Origin of the sequence: Plantactinospora sp. B5E13, assembly GCF_039871775.1 — a bacterium.
Lineage (GTDB): Bacteria > Actinomycetota > Actinomycetes > Mycobacteriales > Micromonosporaceae > Plantactinospora.
Map to the genome: position 1 here is coordinate 56,551 of NZ_JBDPLT010000041.1, position 15,138 is coordinate 71,688.

Annotated in this window: 17 protein-coding genes and 1 pseudogene; 6 read left to right on the forward strand and 12 right to left on the reverse strand. The window is 70.6% G+C overall.

Annotated elements, in window-relative coordinates; genetic code table 11:
* Window positions 1–35 precede the first annotated feature (35 nt).
* Together ABGB05_RS28100 and ABGB05_RS28105 are read right to left on the reverse strand one after the other, a co-directional pair.
* Window positions 36–893 carry a sugar nucleotide-binding protein gene (locus ABGB05_RS28100; protein WP_347656923.1) on the reverse strand — a complete coding sequence of 286 codons (858 nt, stop codon included), beginning with the start codon at window positions 891–893 and terminating at the stop codon, window positions 36–38.
* Between the two features lie 68 nt (window positions 894–961).
* The gene (locus ABGB05_RS28105) at window positions 962–1,960 is read right to left on the reverse strand and encodes a tyrosine-type recombinase/integrase (protein WP_347656924.1); all 999 of its coding nucleotides are present in this window, start codon (window positions 1,958–1,960) and stop codon (window positions 962–964) included.
* Window positions 1,961–2,091: 131 nt separating this feature from the next.
* Between ABGB05_RS28105 and ABGB05_RS28110 the strand changes: the two genes are divergently transcribed.
* On the forward strand, window positions 2,092–3,114 hold the full coding sequence (locus tag ABGB05_RS28110) for a YafY family protein (RefSeq protein WP_347656925.1): 1,023 nt from the start codon (window positions 2,092–2,094) through the stop codon (window positions 3,112–3,114).
* Between the two features lie 64 nt (window positions 3,115–3,178).
* Here the strand turns inward: ABGB05_RS28110 and ABGB05_RS28115 are convergent, their stop codons facing one another.
* A complete protein-coding gene (locus ABGB05_RS28115) occupies window positions 3,179–4,429 on the reverse strand; it encodes an MFS transporter (RefSeq protein ID WP_347656926.1) in 1,251 nt (416 codons plus the stop codon).
* A 68-nt stretch (window positions 4,430–4,497) separates the two neighbouring features.
* On the opposite strand from ABGB05_RS28115, the gene ABGB05_RS28120 reads away from it, so the two are divergent.
* Window positions 4,498–4,995, forward strand: coding sequence for a MarR family transcriptional regulator (locus tag ABGB05_RS28120; RefSeq protein WP_347656927.1), 498 nt, complete (start codon window positions 4,498–4,500; stop codon window positions 4,993–4,995).
* 136 nt (window positions 4,996–5,131) lie between these two features.
* Here the strand turns inward: ABGB05_RS28120 and ABGB05_RS28125 are convergent, their stop codons facing one another.
* Window positions 5,132–5,608 (reverse strand): MarR family winged helix-turn-helix transcriptional regulator, encoded by a 477-nt coding sequence (locus tag ABGB05_RS28125; RefSeq protein ID WP_347656928.1) that lies wholly within the window; start codon window positions 5,606–5,608, stop codon window positions 5,132–5,134.
* 114 nt (window positions 5,609–5,722) lie between these two features.
* Between ABGB05_RS28125 and ABGB05_RS28130 the strand changes: the two genes are divergently transcribed.
* The gene (locus tag ABGB05_RS28130) at window positions 5,723–6,832 is read left to right on the forward strand and encodes an epoxide hydrolase family protein (protein ID WP_347656929.1); all 1,110 of its coding nucleotides are present in this window, start codon (window positions 5,723–5,725) and stop codon (window positions 6,830–6,832) included.
* A gap of 25 nt (window positions 6,833–6,857) precedes the next feature.
* Here the strand turns inward: ABGB05_RS28130 and ABGB05_RS28135 are convergent, their stop codons facing one another.
* On the reverse strand, window positions 6,858–7,853 hold the full coding sequence (locus ABGB05_RS28135) for a tyrosine-type recombinase/integrase (RefSeq protein WP_347656930.1): 996 nt from the start codon (window positions 7,851–7,853) through the stop codon (window positions 6,858–6,860).
* 24 nt (window positions 7,854–7,877) lie between these two features.
* On the opposite strand from ABGB05_RS28135, the gene ABGB05_RS28140 reads away from it, so the two are divergent.
* Window positions 7,878–8,444 carry an HNH endonuclease gene (locus tag ABGB05_RS28140; protein ID WP_347656931.1) on the forward strand — a complete coding sequence of 189 codons (567 nt, stop codon included), beginning with the start codon at window positions 7,878–7,880 and terminating at the stop codon, window positions 8,442–8,444.
* Between the two features lie 232 nt (window positions 8,445–8,676).
* Here the strand turns inward: ABGB05_RS28140 and ABGB05_RS28145 are convergent, their stop codons facing one another.
* Both ABGB05_RS28145 and ABGB05_RS28150 read right to left on the reverse strand, forming a co-directional pair.
* Window positions 8,677–9,111 carry a site-specific integrase gene (locus ABGB05_RS28145; RefSeq protein ID WP_347656932.1) on the reverse strand — a complete coding sequence of 145 codons (435 nt, stop codon included), beginning with the start codon at window positions 9,109–9,111 and terminating at the stop codon, window positions 8,677–8,679.
* A 37-nt stretch (window positions 9,112–9,148) separates the two neighbouring features.
* A complete protein-coding gene (locus tag ABGB05_RS28150; protein ID WP_347656933.1) occupies window positions 9,149–9,448 on the reverse strand; it encodes a hypothetical protein in 300 nt (99 codons plus the stop codon).
* A 923-nt stretch (window positions 9,449–10,371) separates the two neighbouring features.
* On the opposite strand from ABGB05_RS28150, the gene ABGB05_RS28155 reads away from it, so the two are divergent.
* The gene (locus tag ABGB05_RS28155) at window positions 10,372–10,692 is read left to right on the forward strand and encodes an integrase core domain-containing protein (protein ID WP_347656934.1); all 321 of its coding nucleotides are present in this window, start codon (window positions 10,372–10,374) and stop codon (window positions 10,690–10,692) included.
* Between the two features lie 22 nt (window positions 10,693–10,714).
* Here ABGB05_RS28155 and ABGB05_RS28160 read toward each other — a convergent pair.
* From ABGB05_RS28160 to ABGB05_RS28180, 5 genes and pseudogenes are all read right to left on the reverse strand, one after another.
* Window positions 10,715–11,137 (reverse strand): annotated as a pseudogene (locus tag ABGB05_RS28160) (IS21 family transposase); the annotation flags it as partial.
* A gap of 158 nt (window positions 11,138–11,295) precedes the next feature.
* Entirely contained in the window at window positions 11,296–12,222 is a 927-nt protein-coding gene (locus ABGB05_RS28165; RefSeq protein WP_347656935.1) for a class I SAM-dependent methyltransferase, read from the reverse strand.
* 197 nt (window positions 12,223–12,419) lie between these two features.
* Window positions 12,420–13,268, reverse strand: a complete 849-nt coding sequence (locus tag ABGB05_RS28170) for a hypothetical protein (RefSeq protein ID WP_347656936.1) — start codon at window positions 13,266–13,268, stop codon at window positions 12,420–12,422.
* Window positions 13,265–13,789, reverse strand: a complete 525-nt coding sequence (locus tag ABGB05_RS28175; protein ID WP_347656937.1) for a hypothetical protein — start codon at window positions 13,787–13,789, stop codon at window positions 13,265–13,267. Before ABGB05_RS28175 ends, ABGB05_RS28170 begins: the two co-directional genes overlap by 4 nt.
* On the reverse strand, window positions 13,786–14,442 hold the full coding sequence (locus tag ABGB05_RS28180; RefSeq protein ID WP_347656938.1) for a TnsA-like heteromeric transposase endonuclease subunit: 657 nt from the start codon (window positions 14,440–14,442) through the stop codon (window positions 13,786–13,788). Before ABGB05_RS28180 ends, ABGB05_RS28175 begins: the two co-directional genes overlap by 4 nt.
* A 319-nt stretch (window positions 14,443–14,761) precedes the next feature.
* On the opposite strand from ABGB05_RS28180, the gene ABGB05_RS28185 reads away from it, so the two are divergent.
* Window positions 14,762–15,058, forward strand: coding sequence for a hypothetical protein (locus ABGB05_RS28185; RefSeq protein ID WP_347656939.1), 297 nt, complete (start codon window positions 14,762–14,764; stop codon window positions 15,056–15,058).
* Window positions 15,059–15,138: the final 80 nt, after the last annotated feature.

Below are 15,138 nucleotides of genomic sequence, written 5' to 3' on the forward strand. Positions count from 1 at the left end.
CCACCACTGCCCGGGCCCGCCGTCGGGCCACCCGCTCAGCCACGGGCCCGGGCGATGGGGCTGCCGCCGGCGGCCGTCAGGAACTCCCGGGCGCCCCGCAACCGGGTACGCAGCAGCGCGGTGGCCCGCTCCAGCCGCAACCGGACGTCACCCGGACGACGGACACCCAGGTCGGCGAGACGGGCCGCCGGCACCGCAGCCGGATCAAGCCCGTCGCGCGCCGCGACCAGCAGCCCGAGATCGTAGCGGCTGACCACGTCCGGGCCGGCCACGTTCAGCACGCCACGGTATCCGTTGCCGGCCAACTCCAGCAGCGCGTCGGCGAGGTCGTCGACGTGCACCGGTTTGCGGATCTCGTCGGTGAACAGGGCGCCGGACAACCGCCCGGACACCAGGTCGTGGGTCAGCCGCTCGTGCGCGCCCTGACCGTCGCCGAGCACCAGGGAGGTCCGGACGACCGCCGCGTCCGGAGCCACCGCCCGGACCGCCGTCTCGGCGGCGGCCTTCGCCGCCCCGTACCGGTGGACCGGATCCGGCAACGCCTCCTCGTCGTAGTGCACGTCCCGCCCGGAGAAGACCGCGTCGCTGGAGACGTGGACCAGCCGTGTCCCCGCCGCCGCGGCGGCGACCGCCACGTGGGCGGCACCGTCGGCCGTCGTACGCCAGTCGTCGCGGTCACGTCCGGTCGCCGCGTGCACCACCACGTCGGGACGGATCCGGGCGATCAACCGGCGTACCGCCGACGGGTCCCGGACGTCCCACCGTTCGTCGCCGGTCTCCGCCGGCCCGGCGTGGTACGTGCCGACCACCGACCAGCCGGCCGCCGTCGCCCGCTGGTACACCCGCCGCCCCAGATAGCCGGTGGCCCCGGTGACCAGAAGTCGTCGCGTCATCCGGGTGACCCTACAACCGCCCCGGCACCGGCGGCGGCCACCCGCGTGGCAGCCGGTCCCGGGACCGGTCAGCCGTGCCGGCGGGCGCGGGCGGCGGCGATGGTGTAGGAGGGGTCGCGGTCGAGGTTGTGTCGGTCGCGGTCGTAGCGGCGGGTGGTGCGGGGGTCGGCGTGTCCCATCGCGTCCTGGACGTCTTCGAGTGGTACGCCTTCGGCGCGGGCGGTGGTGGCGAAGGCGTGTCGCAGTGAGTGTGGGGAGAGTCGTGCCCAGGCGGGGATGCCGGCGGCCCGGGCGAGTCGTCGGACCAGCCGGAACACCGCGTGTCGGTCCAGCCGGTTCCCGCTTGCGGTGACCAGCAGCGCCCCGTCGAGCTGCTCGACGGGACGCCGCTCGGCCGCCGCCCGGGCCGCCAGGTAGGCGTCCACCGCGTACGCCGACCCGGGGGTCAACGCCCGGCGGCGCGCACGTCCGCCCTTGCCGACGAACCGCACACTGCGGTGCCCCCGTTCGTGGCCGAGGTCGGCCAGGTCCAACGAGACCAGTTCGCCGACCCGCAGCCCGAGGTCGGCGAGCAGGGCCAGCACCGCCCGGTTGCGGGCCGCGTACGGTCCGGTGTCGGCCTCGGCGGCGGCGAGCAGGGCGTCGACCTCCTCCGAGGTCAGGCCGACGGTGGCCGAGTGGTCCCGGTCGACCCGCGGCCGGTCGGCACCGGAGACCGGATTCGCCTCCACCGCGCCGAGCCGGCCCAGGAACGTGTACCAGCTCGACAGCGCGGAGAGCTTGCGGGCGACGGTGGCCGGGGTCAACCGCCGGCCGGTACGCGGGTCGGCGCTCGACTCCAGGTCGCGGGCGTACGCGTTCACGTGCAGGAAACCCGCGGCCAGCGGGTCGAGTTCCCGGTCGGCGCACCAGCCGAGCCAGCCGGCGATGTCCCGCCGGTACGCCGCCCGGGTGTGTTCGGAGAGCCGACGGTTACGCAGCCACGCCTCGGTGAAGTCGGCGGCACCGTCGCCACGGGCCGGCGGGGCGGCCGACCGGCGGGTGGAAACAGGGACGGATCGTGACACGTGAGAAAGGTTCCCAGCCGATCCGGTGCCGGTGCGGCAGGCGCGCCCGGCCAATCCCGGACCCGACAGCCGGAACAGCCCGGGCCGCCGCCGGCGGCCCGGGCGTCGGCCGTCCGGGTTAGGTTGACCCGGTGCGCGCCGCCCGGCTGGTTTCCCTGCTGTTGCTCCTGCAGACTCGGGGACGGATGACCGCCCAGGAACTGGCCACCGCGCTCGAGGTGTCGGTGCGGACGATCTACCGGGACGTGGAGTCGCTCGGCTCCGCGGGTGTCCCGGTGTACGCCGACCGTGGACCGGCCGGTGGCTACCAGTTGCTCGACGGTTACCGGACGCGGCTGACCGGGCTGACCCCGGACGAGGCGGAGTCGCTGTTCCTGACCGGGATACCGGGGCCGGCCGCCGAACTCGGGCTCGGCGGGCTGGTCACCGCCGCCGAACTGAAACTGCGGGCCGCGCTGCCCGGGGAACTCGGTGACCGGGCCGGCCGGATCCGGGACCGGTTCCACCTGGACGCCCCGGGCTGGTTCCGCCGGGCCGAGCCGGTGCCGCACCTGGCCGCGCTCGCCACCGCGGTCTGGACCGAACGGGTGGTCGAGATCCGGTACCGCCGATGGAAGACCCCCCGAGAGGTGACCCGCCGGCTCGGTCCGCTGGGCCTGGTCCTCAAGGCCGGCCGCTGGTATCTGGTGGCCCGACACCTCGACCCGGTTACGCCGGCCGGCCCGGGAACCGTCGACCAGGTCCGGGCCTACCGGGTCGGTAGCGTGCTCGATCTGGAGGTACGTGACGAGACGTTCCACCGGCCGGCCGACTTCGACCTGGCCGGTTTCTGGGCGGGCTGGAGCCGGCGCTACGAGGAGGGGGTGTACCAGGCCGAGGCGGTGGTACGGATGCGGGCCGAGGCGCTGGACCGGATGCCGTTCATCTTTCCGCCGGAGATGTCGCGTCGGGCCCGGGAGGCGGCCGGGCCGGTCGACGCCGACGGTTGGCTGCGGACCGTGGTGCCGATCGAGTCGGTCCGGCACGGCCACGTCGAGCTGCTCAAACTCGGCGCCGACGCGGAGGTGCTGTCTCCGCCGGAGTTGCGGGACGTCTTCGCCGCCACCGCGCGGTCGCTGTACGGCCACTACCGCCCGTCCGGAGCCGGCGAATGAGTCCCCTGGCCGGCTTCGGCGGCGTGGCCGGGCGGTCGGTGCCGTAACCGGACGGGTGGTGCCGTCACCGGGGTACGCCGGCCGGCTCGGAGAGAGCCCGCGTCGCGGCCGGCTCGGGCCCGGGTGCAGTGGTGCCGAGCCGACGGACCCCGGGGACCACCGCGGTGCCGACACAGGCCACCGCCACCGCGACCGCGGCCATTACGAGCGGGGTCGCGGTCGACCAGGCCTCGGCGGCGAACGGGGCGAGCGCGTAGCCGAGCGGCGCCGCCGCCAGGGAGCAGAGCCAGTCGTAGGAGCTGACCCGGGCCAGCACGTGCGGCGGGATCTCGGTCTGGACCACCGTCGCCCACAGCGGGTTGAGGAATCCGAGGGCGGTCAGGGCGACCCCGTAGGCGACGACCACGGTCCAGCCGGGAGCGGCGGCGGCGAGCAGGACCAGCGGCATCGCGTACGTGGCCAGCCCCAGGTTTGCCACCAGCACCGGCCGCCGCGACCGGACCCGGGCGGCGAGCACCGAACCGACCAGCAGCCCCACGGCACCCGCCTGCAGGACGAGCACCCAGACGAACTCACCGCCCAACCGGTCGACGGCGATCGCCGGGCCGAGCGTGACCAGCACCGCCGCGGCACCGTTCCAGACGCCGTGCGCGACCAGGCTGGCCCAGTACCAGTCGCGCGACCGGACCTCGGTCCAACCCTCGCGCAGGTCGGCCAGGAGCGACCGGGGGGCGACCGGGGTACGTCGTACCCGGGTCACCGCGAGCAGCGCGGCGCTGGCGGCGAAGGTGGCCCCGTCGAGGACAAACGCCCAGCCGGGGCCGGCCGCCCAGATCACCAGGCCGGCCAACGCGGGACCGACCAGTCGGACGGCGCCGCTGGCGGCCCCGAGCGCGGCGTTCGCCCGCTGCCGCCGCGGCCCGTCGACCGTTCCGGCGATCAACGGCGCGGCGGTCGGCATGGCGAACGCCGCGGCGACACCGCCGACCGCGGAGGCGGCGGCGATCGTGGCCAGCGCCGGCTCGCCGCCGAGCAGTTCGACCCCGACGACAACCTGGGTCAGGCACCGGGCCAGGTCGGCGCCGATCGCGACGGCGCGGGCGTCGAACCGGTCGGCGAGTACGCCGCCGAGCGGCAGGAGCAGCAGTTTCGGCACCAGGGCGCAGCCGAGCACCAAGGCGAGCGCGGAACTGGACCCGGTGGCCCGGAGTACGGCGAGGGCGAGCGCGGCCGGCACGACGGCGTCACCGAGCGCCGAGAGGGTACGCCCGAGAAAGAGCAGGTGGAAGGGCCGTGGTCGGAGCGAGAAGGTCACGTTGGCAAACTACTTCGGCGTCGAACTTTTCGTCAACGAATAATTCCGTATCGACGTAGGATCGTGGCGTGGAACCCCAGGACCGCACCGACAGCCACGTCGCCCGCTGGCTGCCGGTACTGCCCACGCTCGACCCGGACGTCGAGGGGGCGGTGACCCGAGTGAAGTTGCTCTCCCGTCATCTGCGGCGGTTCAAGGAGAAGGCACTCGCCGACTTCGACCTGCAACGGCACGAGTTCGAAACCCTGCACGCCCTGGCCGGTCGACACGGCCGGGCGGTGCCGTCCCAGCTCGCCGACGACCTCAACGTCGCCCCGCCGTCGGTGACCGCCAGAGTCGACGCGCTCGTCACCCGCGGCTACGCCCGACGTACGCCGTCCAGCGCCGACCGGCGCCGGGTCGACATCGAGCTCACCGACGAGGGACACGCCGCCTGGCTCGACGCGATGGACATCCTTGGACACGAGGAGGGGCGGCTGCTCGGCGTGCTGACCGTCGCCGAACGGCGGACCCTCGCCGACCTGTTGCGCCGGGTGATGCTCGCCGCCGAACAGCCGCCGTCCTGACCCACCCCGGTCGGTCCGGCAGCGGAGATCCCTCCCCCCGGCAAGCCCTTGCGGTACGGCGTCGGGGGAGAAACCCTGGCGAGCCTGACTGGACCGGAGACGGCCGGGAATCCAGATCCCGCGCGGGTGTTCCCGGTCAGCGCCACGGCTCCTCGGGGGTCCCGGTCCGCCGGTGGTGGTCCAACAGTCGGGACAACAGTTCGGTCAACCGCTGTCGTTCCTCTGCGGACAACGGTGCCAGCAGTTCGTCCTGGCACTCGGCCAACCGCTCCTCCAGGCGCCGCAGCTGCCGCCGCCCCGCCGCCGTCAGGGAGATGATGTTGCGTCGCCGGTCGGCGGGGTCGGGGGCGCGCTCGACCAGGCCGCGGTCGGCGAGTTCGTTGATCGTCGCGACCATGTCGCTGACGTGGATGCCGCTGCGGCGGCCCAGGGCGGCCTGGCTGGCCGGGCCGAACGTCTCCAGCGTGGCCAGCAGTCGGTAGTGGTAGCCACGGGCGTGCACCGCCGAGAACGCGTCGCCCACCAGACGGTGCGCGTGCTGGGCGGTCTGGGTGAGCAGCCAGCTGGGCAGGCTCTCCCAGCCGGCGGGTGTCTTCTCGGACGGGTTCTGCATGCGACAAGCCTAACGAACTGTTGGTGGCTCCAACGATTGTGTTATCGTTCGGACAGCAAACGTTAGTGTCACTAACGTTTGCTGTCCGAACGAATGCCCCTGGAGTGTCCAACCATGATCAAGCCGTTCCGCATCGACATCCCCCAGGTCGACCTCGACGACCTGACCGACCGACTCACCCGCACCCGGTGGCCGAACGAGGTCACCGACGCCGGATGGGACTACGGCTTCCCACTCACGCGGCTCAAGGAGCTGGCCGAACACTGGCGCACACGCTACGACTGGCGCGCACACGAAGCCGAACTCAACCGACTCCCCCACTTCACCACAGAGATCGACGGCCAGAACATCCACTTCGTCCACGTCCGGTCCGCGAACCCGGACGCCCTCGCGCTGATCCTCACCCACGGCTGGCCCGGGTCGTTCCTGGAGTTCCTCGACGTGATCGAGCCGCTCTCGCGCGACTTCCACCTGGTGATCCCGTCGATCCCGGGCTACGGCTTCTCCGGCCCGACCCACGAACGCGGCTGGGACGCCGTCCGGATCGCCCACGCCTGGGCCGAGCTGATGCGCCGGCTCGGGTACGAGCGCTACGGCGCCCAGGGTGGCGACTTCGGCGCGGGCATATCCCTGGCGCTCGGCGCGGTGGCACCCGAGCAGGTCGTCGGCGTGCACGTCAACTACCTGCCGACCCGGCCGGACCCGGACGCTGACGTCCAGCTGTCCGCGACGGACGAAGCCCGGCTGGACAAGGTCAGGCAGCTGATGGCGAACCGGCCGCCGTACCAGGCGCTGCAGGCCCTCACCCCACAGACCATCGGCTACGCGCTGACCGACTCGCCGGTCGGCCAGCTGGTCTGGATCGCCGAACGCTTCGCGCAGTGGACCGACCCCGCCACACCGGTCAGCGACGACCGGATGCTCACCAACATCTCGCTCTACTGGCTGACCGCCACCGCGGCCTCCTCGGCGCGGCTGCACCACGATGTGCCACGGGGGCGACCCCTGCCGTGTCCGGTACCGGTCGGCGTGGCGGTCTTCGCACACGACATCACGCAGTCGGTGCGGCCGCTCGCCGAGCGGCTGTACGACATCAGGCACTGGTCGGAGTTCGACCGGGGCGGCCACTTCGCCGCCATGGAGGTGCCCGACCTGCTCGCCGGCGACGTCCGGGACTTCTTCCTCGCCCGCCGCCCGGACGACTCCCTGGTCGCCGCCGGATAGGCGGACACCGTCGACCCGCGTCCCGTCAGCCGCGGCGGCGGGCGCGGGCGGCGGCGATGGTGTAGGAGGGGTCGCGGTCGAGGTTGTGTCGGTCGCGGTCGTAGCGGCGGGTGGTGCGGGGGTCGGCGTGTCCCATCGCGTCCTGGACGTCTTCGAGTGGTACGCCTTCGGCGCGGGCGGTGGTGGCGAAGGCGTGTCGCAGTGAGTGTGGGGAGAGTCGTGCCCAGGCGGGGATGCCGGCGGCCCGGGCGAGTCGTCGGACCAGCCGGAACACCGCGTTGTGGTCAAGCCGCGCACCGGTCGCGGTGACCAGCAGCGGACCCGTCAACGCCGGCACGGTCAACCCCTGGCTGGCGGCCCGGGCGGCCAGCCAGGCGTCCACCGCGTACGCGGTGCCGGGGGCGAGGGCGCGACGACGGACCTTGCCTCCCTTGCCGACGAAGCGGATGCTTCGATGCCCCCGCTCGACCCCGAGGTCGACCAGGTCGAGTGAGATCAGCTCGCCGACCCGCAGCCCGAGGTCGGCCAGCAGAGCGATGGTGGCCCGGTTCCGCGCGGCGGTCGGCCCGGTGTCGGCCTCGGCCGCGGCCACCAGCGCGTCGACCTCCTCCGGCGTCAGCCCGACGGTGCCGGAATGGTCCCGGTCGACCCGCGGCCGGTCGGCGCCGGCCACCGGATTGGCGTCGACCGCCCGCAGTTTGACCAGGAAGTCGTACCAACTGGACAGGGCGGAGAGGCGGCGGGCGACGGTGGCCGGGGTGAGCGGGCGACCACTGCGCCGCCCCACCGTCACCTCCAACTGCCGGGCGTACGCGTTGACGTCGAGGAATGTGGCCCGTAGCGGGTCCAGGTCGCGGCCTGCGCACCAGTTCAGCCAGTCGGCGACGTCCCGCCGGTACGCGTCGCGGGTGTGGTCGGACAGCCGCCGGTTGTCCAACCAGGCGTCGGTGAAGTCGGCCGACCCGGCGGCGATGAGCGCCAGACCACCCGACCCGCGGGGCACGATCTCGGAAGACGGCATGTAAAGAAGGTTCCCAGCTCGGCGGTGGATCGCACACCCAGCCACGCCCGGCTGGACGCCGACGCGGATCACACCGGCGACGAGCACGGAAACATCGCGGACGCCCGCTATCCTCCCGACGTGCTCTCCCAGATCAGGGGCCTGTCCCGCCACTTCACCGAGGAAACACTCCGGACGTACCTGCTGGAGCGCTCGGCGCGTACCCAGGACGGCTGCCTCGTCATCCGTGGCTACGGCAGCCGGCGGGGAGTGCACCAGAAGGTCGCGGGTCGGGCCTGGGCGCACATCGCCGCGTACGTCGCCTTCGTCGGCGACTACGACCCCGGGTTGGAGGTCGACCAGGTCTGCGGTGTGCCGGACTGCATCGAGCCGACCCACCTGCGGCAGATCGGTCACGCCGACAACTGCCGTAGCCGGAGACAGCATCCTCGGTGCCGCAACGGCCACGACCGCGAGGTCGACGCCCGTACCGGCCGCTATCGCAGGACCTGTCGACAGTGCAACGCCGAGGCGCAGAAGCGGTGGCGCGAGCGGCAGGCGCGCCAGGTTGCCGAGGGCCGCGCCAGCTACGGCCGTACGACGGACCACTGACACCGACCGCCAGCGGTCGGCCTGGCGCTCACTCCCGATCCCCCGCCCGGGCTGTAGAACGACATTGGAACGTCAGTGAAAACGACATCAAACGTCAGTGATCTCACGGACTGGCCAGCTGTCTATACCGGATCCCAACTGGTCGGTCGTACTCCGCCACTGGATGGGGCCGGTCGTCTTGGTCGCGTCCGTCGGTGACGATGATCCGCAACTACGTTCTCGTCCGACTCCATTACGCTGCGCCATCCTCGCTGATGTCGGTCGGCGCTGCTGGCATCAGCCTGCGGGATATTCGGCGCTGGCCGAGAATGTGGGCGGGGTCACGGTCGAGGTTGTACCTATCGCGGTCGTAGCGGCGGGTCGTGCGGGGGTCGGCGTGGCCCATTGCATCCTGCACGTCCTCCAACGGCACTCCTTCGGCGCGGGCCGAGGTGGCGAACGCGTGCCGCAGCGAATGCGGTGACAGCCGGTCTGCCGACGGAACGCCAGCGGCTCTGGCGAGGTTGCGCAGCCAGACGAAGACGTTGGGCTCGGCGAGCCGGCCTGGCTGACCGTCAACGCCAGTAGTGGCGAACAGCGGGCCGTTTAACGCGTCGATGGCGCTGTGGGTGGTGGCCGCTCGGACGTCGAGATACTCGTGGAGCGCCTCCAGCGTGTGCGTAGGCATCGGCCGCTCTCGCTCCTGAGCGCCCTTGCCGAGGAACTTAAGCGTCCGTTGCCCCGCGTTGTGGCTTACTTAGGTCGTTGATGTCGCGGTCGAGGGCCTCACCGATGCGCAGCCCGAGATCAGCGAGTAGCCGTAGCAACGCGCGGTCGCGCAACGCCGCCAGGTACCGGGCGCGCCGGGCCGGCGTCGGCGCCTTCTCCCAGCGCTCGGCGCGGTCGGCAACTTCAGTGTCGGCCTGGGCGAGCAACAGGTCGACTTCGTGACGAGTGAGCCCGGCGGTGGTGGAGTGGGCCTTGACCTTGGGCCGCCTCACCACAGCGGCCGGGTTGCGGGCCACCCACCCATTGTGGTTCCCCTCGTAACGTGGAGGCCAGAGCTTGAGGGATAGAGGTTCATGGTTGAGACGAGACGCCGATTCGATCCGGAGTTCCGCGCTGGGGCGGTCCGGATCGTGCGTGAGACCGGGAAGTCGATCGCGCAGGTAGCGCGTGATCTGGGGATCAACAGCGGTACCCTGGCCAACTGGGTGCAGCAGGATCGGGTGGTTCGTGGCGAAGCCGCTGCCGGGCAGCTGGCCGAGGACGAGCGGGCCGAGCTGGCGCGGTTGCGGCGGGAGAACGCTGAGCTGGCGATGGAGCGTGAGTTCTCAAGCGATCTGTGGTCCTGTGGGTCAAGGAAGCGACGGGCCGGTGAGCGTGGCCGCCTTCGTCGCTGCCCAGAGGACCGAGCACGACGTGCCGCACGCGGTGGCCTGCCGGGCCCTGGGGGTGTCCGAGTCGTGGTTCTACAAGTGGCGGGACCGTCCGCCGACACCCCGCCAGGACCGTAGAACCAGGCTGACGGACGCGGTCCGGCGCGTCTTCGACGCCTCAGGCGGCACCTACGGCAGCCCACGCGTCGGCGACGAGTTACGCGAGCAGGGATGGCGGGTGTCGGACAACACAATCGCCCAGCTCATGGCCGAGGTCGGCCTCGTCGCCAGAGCGAAACGACGCCGGCGTGGGCTGACCCGGCAGGGCAACCGGCCAGCCGTCCCGGACCTGGTCAAGCGCCAGTTCACCGCGCCCGCGCCGGACGTGGCCTGGTGCGGCGACATGACCGAGATCGCCACCGGCGAGGGCAAGCTCTACCTCGCCACCGTCATCGACCTGTACTCCCGGCACATCCTCGGCTACGCCATGGGCGACCGGCACGACGCCGGCCCGGTCGTCGCCGCGTTGAACATGGCCGCGGTCACCCGCGGCGGCGACGTCGCCGCGGGTGATCTTTCACAGCGACCGGGGCAGCGAATACTGCTCGGCCGACTTCGCCCGGGCGTGCGCCCGCTGGAAGGTACGCCAGTCGATGGGCCGGGTCGGCTCGTGCTTCGACAACGCCGTGGCCGAGGCCACCTTCTCCACCATCAAGGTCGAGTACGTCCACCGTCACCAGTTCCGCACCCGTACCGAGGCCCGGCTGAAGATCGCCACCTGGATCACCGACTTCTACAACCGCCGACGCCGCCACTCCGTCTGCGACGGACGCTCACCGATCGACTACGAACGATCAACGACCCGCCTCCTGGAGAACCAGGCCGCATAACCGAGTCCTCCACGATTCCAGGGGATTGACGGTCGCCGATGCGAGGACCCTCGCCCCAGTCGAACTGCATCCACAGACCGGGCTCCGGAATCCACGGGCGGAACACCCGCCGCTGACCCGCCTGCCAAGCCTGCTTCACCGCCGCGACCGCCCGCCGGGTCGTGCGCTCACCCCCGGCGAAGCCCATCGCGGTGATCCGCCGGTGGACCACGTCCGCCCGGACACGACCACCCGACCGCGCCACCAACTCCTCGATCTTGTCCATAAACTCATCGATCGACCGAGCCCGATGCAGCCGCTCCTCGGGACTACGGCCCTCATTCCGCAACTTCACAAACCGGGCCACCGTGTGGTGATCACACCCGGCCAACTCAGCCGCCGCACGGTAACTACCCGTGAGGTCGTACGCCTCCAAAATTTCCACGATCTCCCTGCCGCGTTTCACCGGTCGACCCTCGCCGACCAGCACTTGGACATGATCAGCGGGGAGGTATCTGGCCATCGACGGGGAGATCCCCGGCCACCAGCGGGGCGGTAAATGGCCGCCTATGGGGAGTATCTACTGGCCGCGGACATCGATATGAAGCGGCGTCAGGAACCGGCTCAGCTTGCAATGGAAGGAGGGGCCGCAGCCGCGGTTGCGCTCGGAGCCAGTTGAAAGTGCCAGATGATCTGGCTCGGTGTTCCGTCCCAGGCGGCGCCGGCTGCCGCCGGGACGATGCCCAGCAGCGACCAAGGCCAGACGTCCCACGGTCCTGTCGCGATCTCCCCGGGCATGTCCTCGCTGGCGTCGCCGGACATCCGAGGCTCCTCACAACGCCGTAGCTGCAGGCCCAATGGCAAGGCGACGCGCAGATAGTCACTGGCCCGATGACGGAACGCAGGCAGCAGCCCAGGATCACCGTCGGCAGAACGAACGCGCGGCACTGACCCCAATGCCACGAGCTCGTGGTGCACGTCCGTGATCACCAGATGGCCGCCAGGACGCAGGACCCGGGCGAACTCGGTGATCGCCGGCCCGACATCGGGAAGATGGGTCAGCGCCAACGCACACACGACGACATCGACGTGATCGTCAGGCAGGGGAAGCTGATCCAAGTCGCCCTGCCGCAATTCCGCGTTCGGAACGCGCGTACGAGCGTGAGCCAGCATTTCCGGGGAACTGTCGACGCCGATAACCCGGTGGCCCTGCTTGGCGAGGTACTCGGTGTATCGGCCGGTGCCGCAAGCCGCGTCCAAGGCGACGCCAGGTGGCAGGGAGCCGAGGATCTCGTGCACGATGGGTTCTTCGATCTCGAACAGCCCGTTGCCTGGTTGATCATAGGTCGCCGACCACACCTTGTAGCCGTCGACGGTGTCGACCTGCGCCGCAATGACTCCGTCACCGTTCAGCGACGGGCTGTCCAGAAGGCGCCGGACCTCGCTGATACGCGCTTCGATGAAGTCCCGGTCGTAGTCGCCGGCGAAGGCACGCAGCAACGCCACGCCCTCCAGCCCCAATGTGTAGGCGAGCGGGTGCTGGTATGCCACCACGCGACCATAGCGACGACATGCGGATCGGACTATCCAATTTCTCACGGCTTAGCTCTGCGACTGGCCTGGGGCCGGCGTCAACTCGCGGACAGGAAGTCCACCGACGTTAGCGTCGTGCTGGAGAAGACGTTCGGTCTTCAAGGTCCGCGGAGATGGCCAGGCCAGGTGTTGAAACGCCATCGCGGACATGTATCCTATGTGTTGTCGCAGTTCAGAGCCGATATCCGAGCTCCTGCGGTCGGTAAAGACCGCGACGATCCACTCGTCCAGCAGCGCCTGCAACTCGGCCAACGACCAGACCGCGTCCTTCTCAGCGTGTCGGCCCCGATGCTCGACACTGGAGCCGACATACAGTAGCCGGCGACATACTGCGCGAACAGCGTGTCCACCGAATCGAAACCCCCCATCGCCCGGCACGCGTTCTGGAACGTCCGCGAGATGTAGGCCTTCCCGTGATCACACACAATCGTCTCCGGAACGATCACCGGCCGGGCCGCAGCGTGCTCAAGGCGTTCGTCCAGTTCGGTCAGCCGGCGGTGCGGCAACACCGACCTCGACATCCGCAACGCGTCGACCCACCCGGGCCGCATCGGCTCCGGCGTCATCGCCTTCGCCAACAGCACCGCCGCGTCAGCGGCCTTCGTCGTAGGACGCAGAACCGCCGCCGGGATCGTCCGCGTCGCCAGATCGATCAGCCAAGTCAGTTCCACCCGGTCGGTTTCACCGGTGTCCAGCACCACCCGGACGTTCAACGGCGTGGAGTCGATCTGCGTCCACTCACCCGGCCGGAACGCGGTCACCGTCCCGAACGGCCGGTCCGGCCGCTTGGCCGCCGACTGCCGGGTCCGGGCCGATCCGACGGTGTGCTTGCCGGCCGACAGCGACGCGAACAGCCGGTAAAACGTCCGCTCCGGTGGCATCGGCGGCGCATCCGGACCGTACTCAGCAGCGAGAATCTGCTGCGAGCGGCGCCGCACCCGCGTGGCCGTGCCCGTGGACTGATGCGTCTGTTCCCCGATCGCGGTCACCATCGCCGCGATCACCCGCTCATCGGCCCGCCGGTCGGCGACGACAGCCGCGCGAACCGGCGGTCCACCAGAGCCCACAAACCCTCACGCTCGTACCCACGCCGCAACCGCTGCAACGTCTTGAAACTGACCTGCTCACCCTGACCGGCCAGCTCCGCGACCTTGGCCAGCTCCCGTTGCCGCAGCGTGCGGGTCTCCGGATCGAACTCCGGCCGCCCCCGGGCGCCTTTCTCCGCGCCCGGGGGCCGACCCGTGAGCACCTCCACGATGTGCCGCTCCCACCGGCGAGCCTGTTCGACAGCCTCGTCCGGCAGACCATCCAGCAGGCCGGCCGGCGGCAACGGCGCCGGAGGCACTGCGGAAACGAGCCTGAACGTCGGATCGGTGAGCAACCGGCTCAGCGGCATCACCACCGCGCCGCCGGCGACGTCGAGCAACCGGACCTGGCCCTCGGCCAGGCCATCCACCACGTGCACCTGCTCGCGGAGCCGAACCTCGTCACCGATACGCAGCACCGGCGGCCGCGACACCGTCATCGAAGCCCTCCCGTCGCCCGCACCAGCGACGTCTCGCTCAACGCCGCCGACCGCAGATCCGCCTGCAGTTCCCGCAGCCACAACATGTGGAACAGCACCGGCAGCACTCCCAGCGGATCACCGACCGCGCTCGCGCCCTCCATCAGCGGGACCGGTCGTGCGAACACCCGCCGTAGATGATCAGCGTGGACCTGCTGGTGATACCGCCGGTGCCGGTAGCCCGACAACCAGCGCAGATTCGCCGCGAACACGGCATCCAGCGCGCCCACCCGCTCAAACCCCCAGCCGACAGCCTCACAGGCCCGCGCTGTGGCCGCGAACTTCGCCGCGTCCTTGGGTCCGATCCGGTCGTCGGCGCGGACGTCGATCACCACCGCGGTTCCGTCGCGCCGCCGGACGAAGTAGTCCGGCGCATGCCGTACCGGCCGTTCGTCCTCGTCCTGCCAGCACAACCAGAACGGCTGCGACGAAACCGAGACGACATCCGGGTCGGCGTCCAGCAGCATCAGCCGGTCACGCTCCAGCCAAGATTCGAACCCGACATGCTCACCGCTCGTAGCGAAGAACCACAACCCGGAAAAGCTGCGCTGACCTCGGCGGGACGTGAACTGGCGTACCGCACCGGCACGCTCGAACGGAACACTCCAGCACAAGGACAGAGGCCCACGCTGACGAACCCCAGCCGTGTCGATGTAGACCAGCTCGAACTCATCGCCGGCCGCTCCGGAGCCAACGCCCTCGCAGCGCGCACCGCCACCCGCTCTCGCTGAAGCAGTCCATCAAGGTGTGCCTCAACTTAAATGGCAGAAACCGCGACATGCCTCGGACACGCTGGCAGTGCCTCACATCAACTGGCAGACGACAACAGCCAGGACAGACCCATCGTCGATACGAGGCAAGGGGCGGCGATGAGCACATGATAAGAACGGTTATCCTGTCGCCCCTCCTGCCAGTCGGCGTATCGTCCCGGCTGTGACTACCGCGACCCCGTGGGTACCGCTCGGCCGCCGTGTCGCCGGCCTCGGCCCGGACACCACCGTCCGCGCCGACACGCAGGTGCTCGCCGCCACTGCCGGATGGCTGCGCGAACACGCTGATGCCCCCAACACTCAACGCGCATACCTGCGCGACCTTGCCGCATGGATCGAATGGTGCACCATCGCTGGCGTCGACCCGCGCGCTGCACGACGTCCCGACGCCGCCGCCTGGATCGAGCACCTAGTGCTCTGTTTCGTAAATAGCTATCCGTTTAGTAGGCTGTGCGTGTGACGCGTGCTGCCGCACCGCTGGTGCTCGAAACCGGTCAACGGGAACTGCTGGAGTCTCTTGCCAAGTCGCGTACGGTCGAG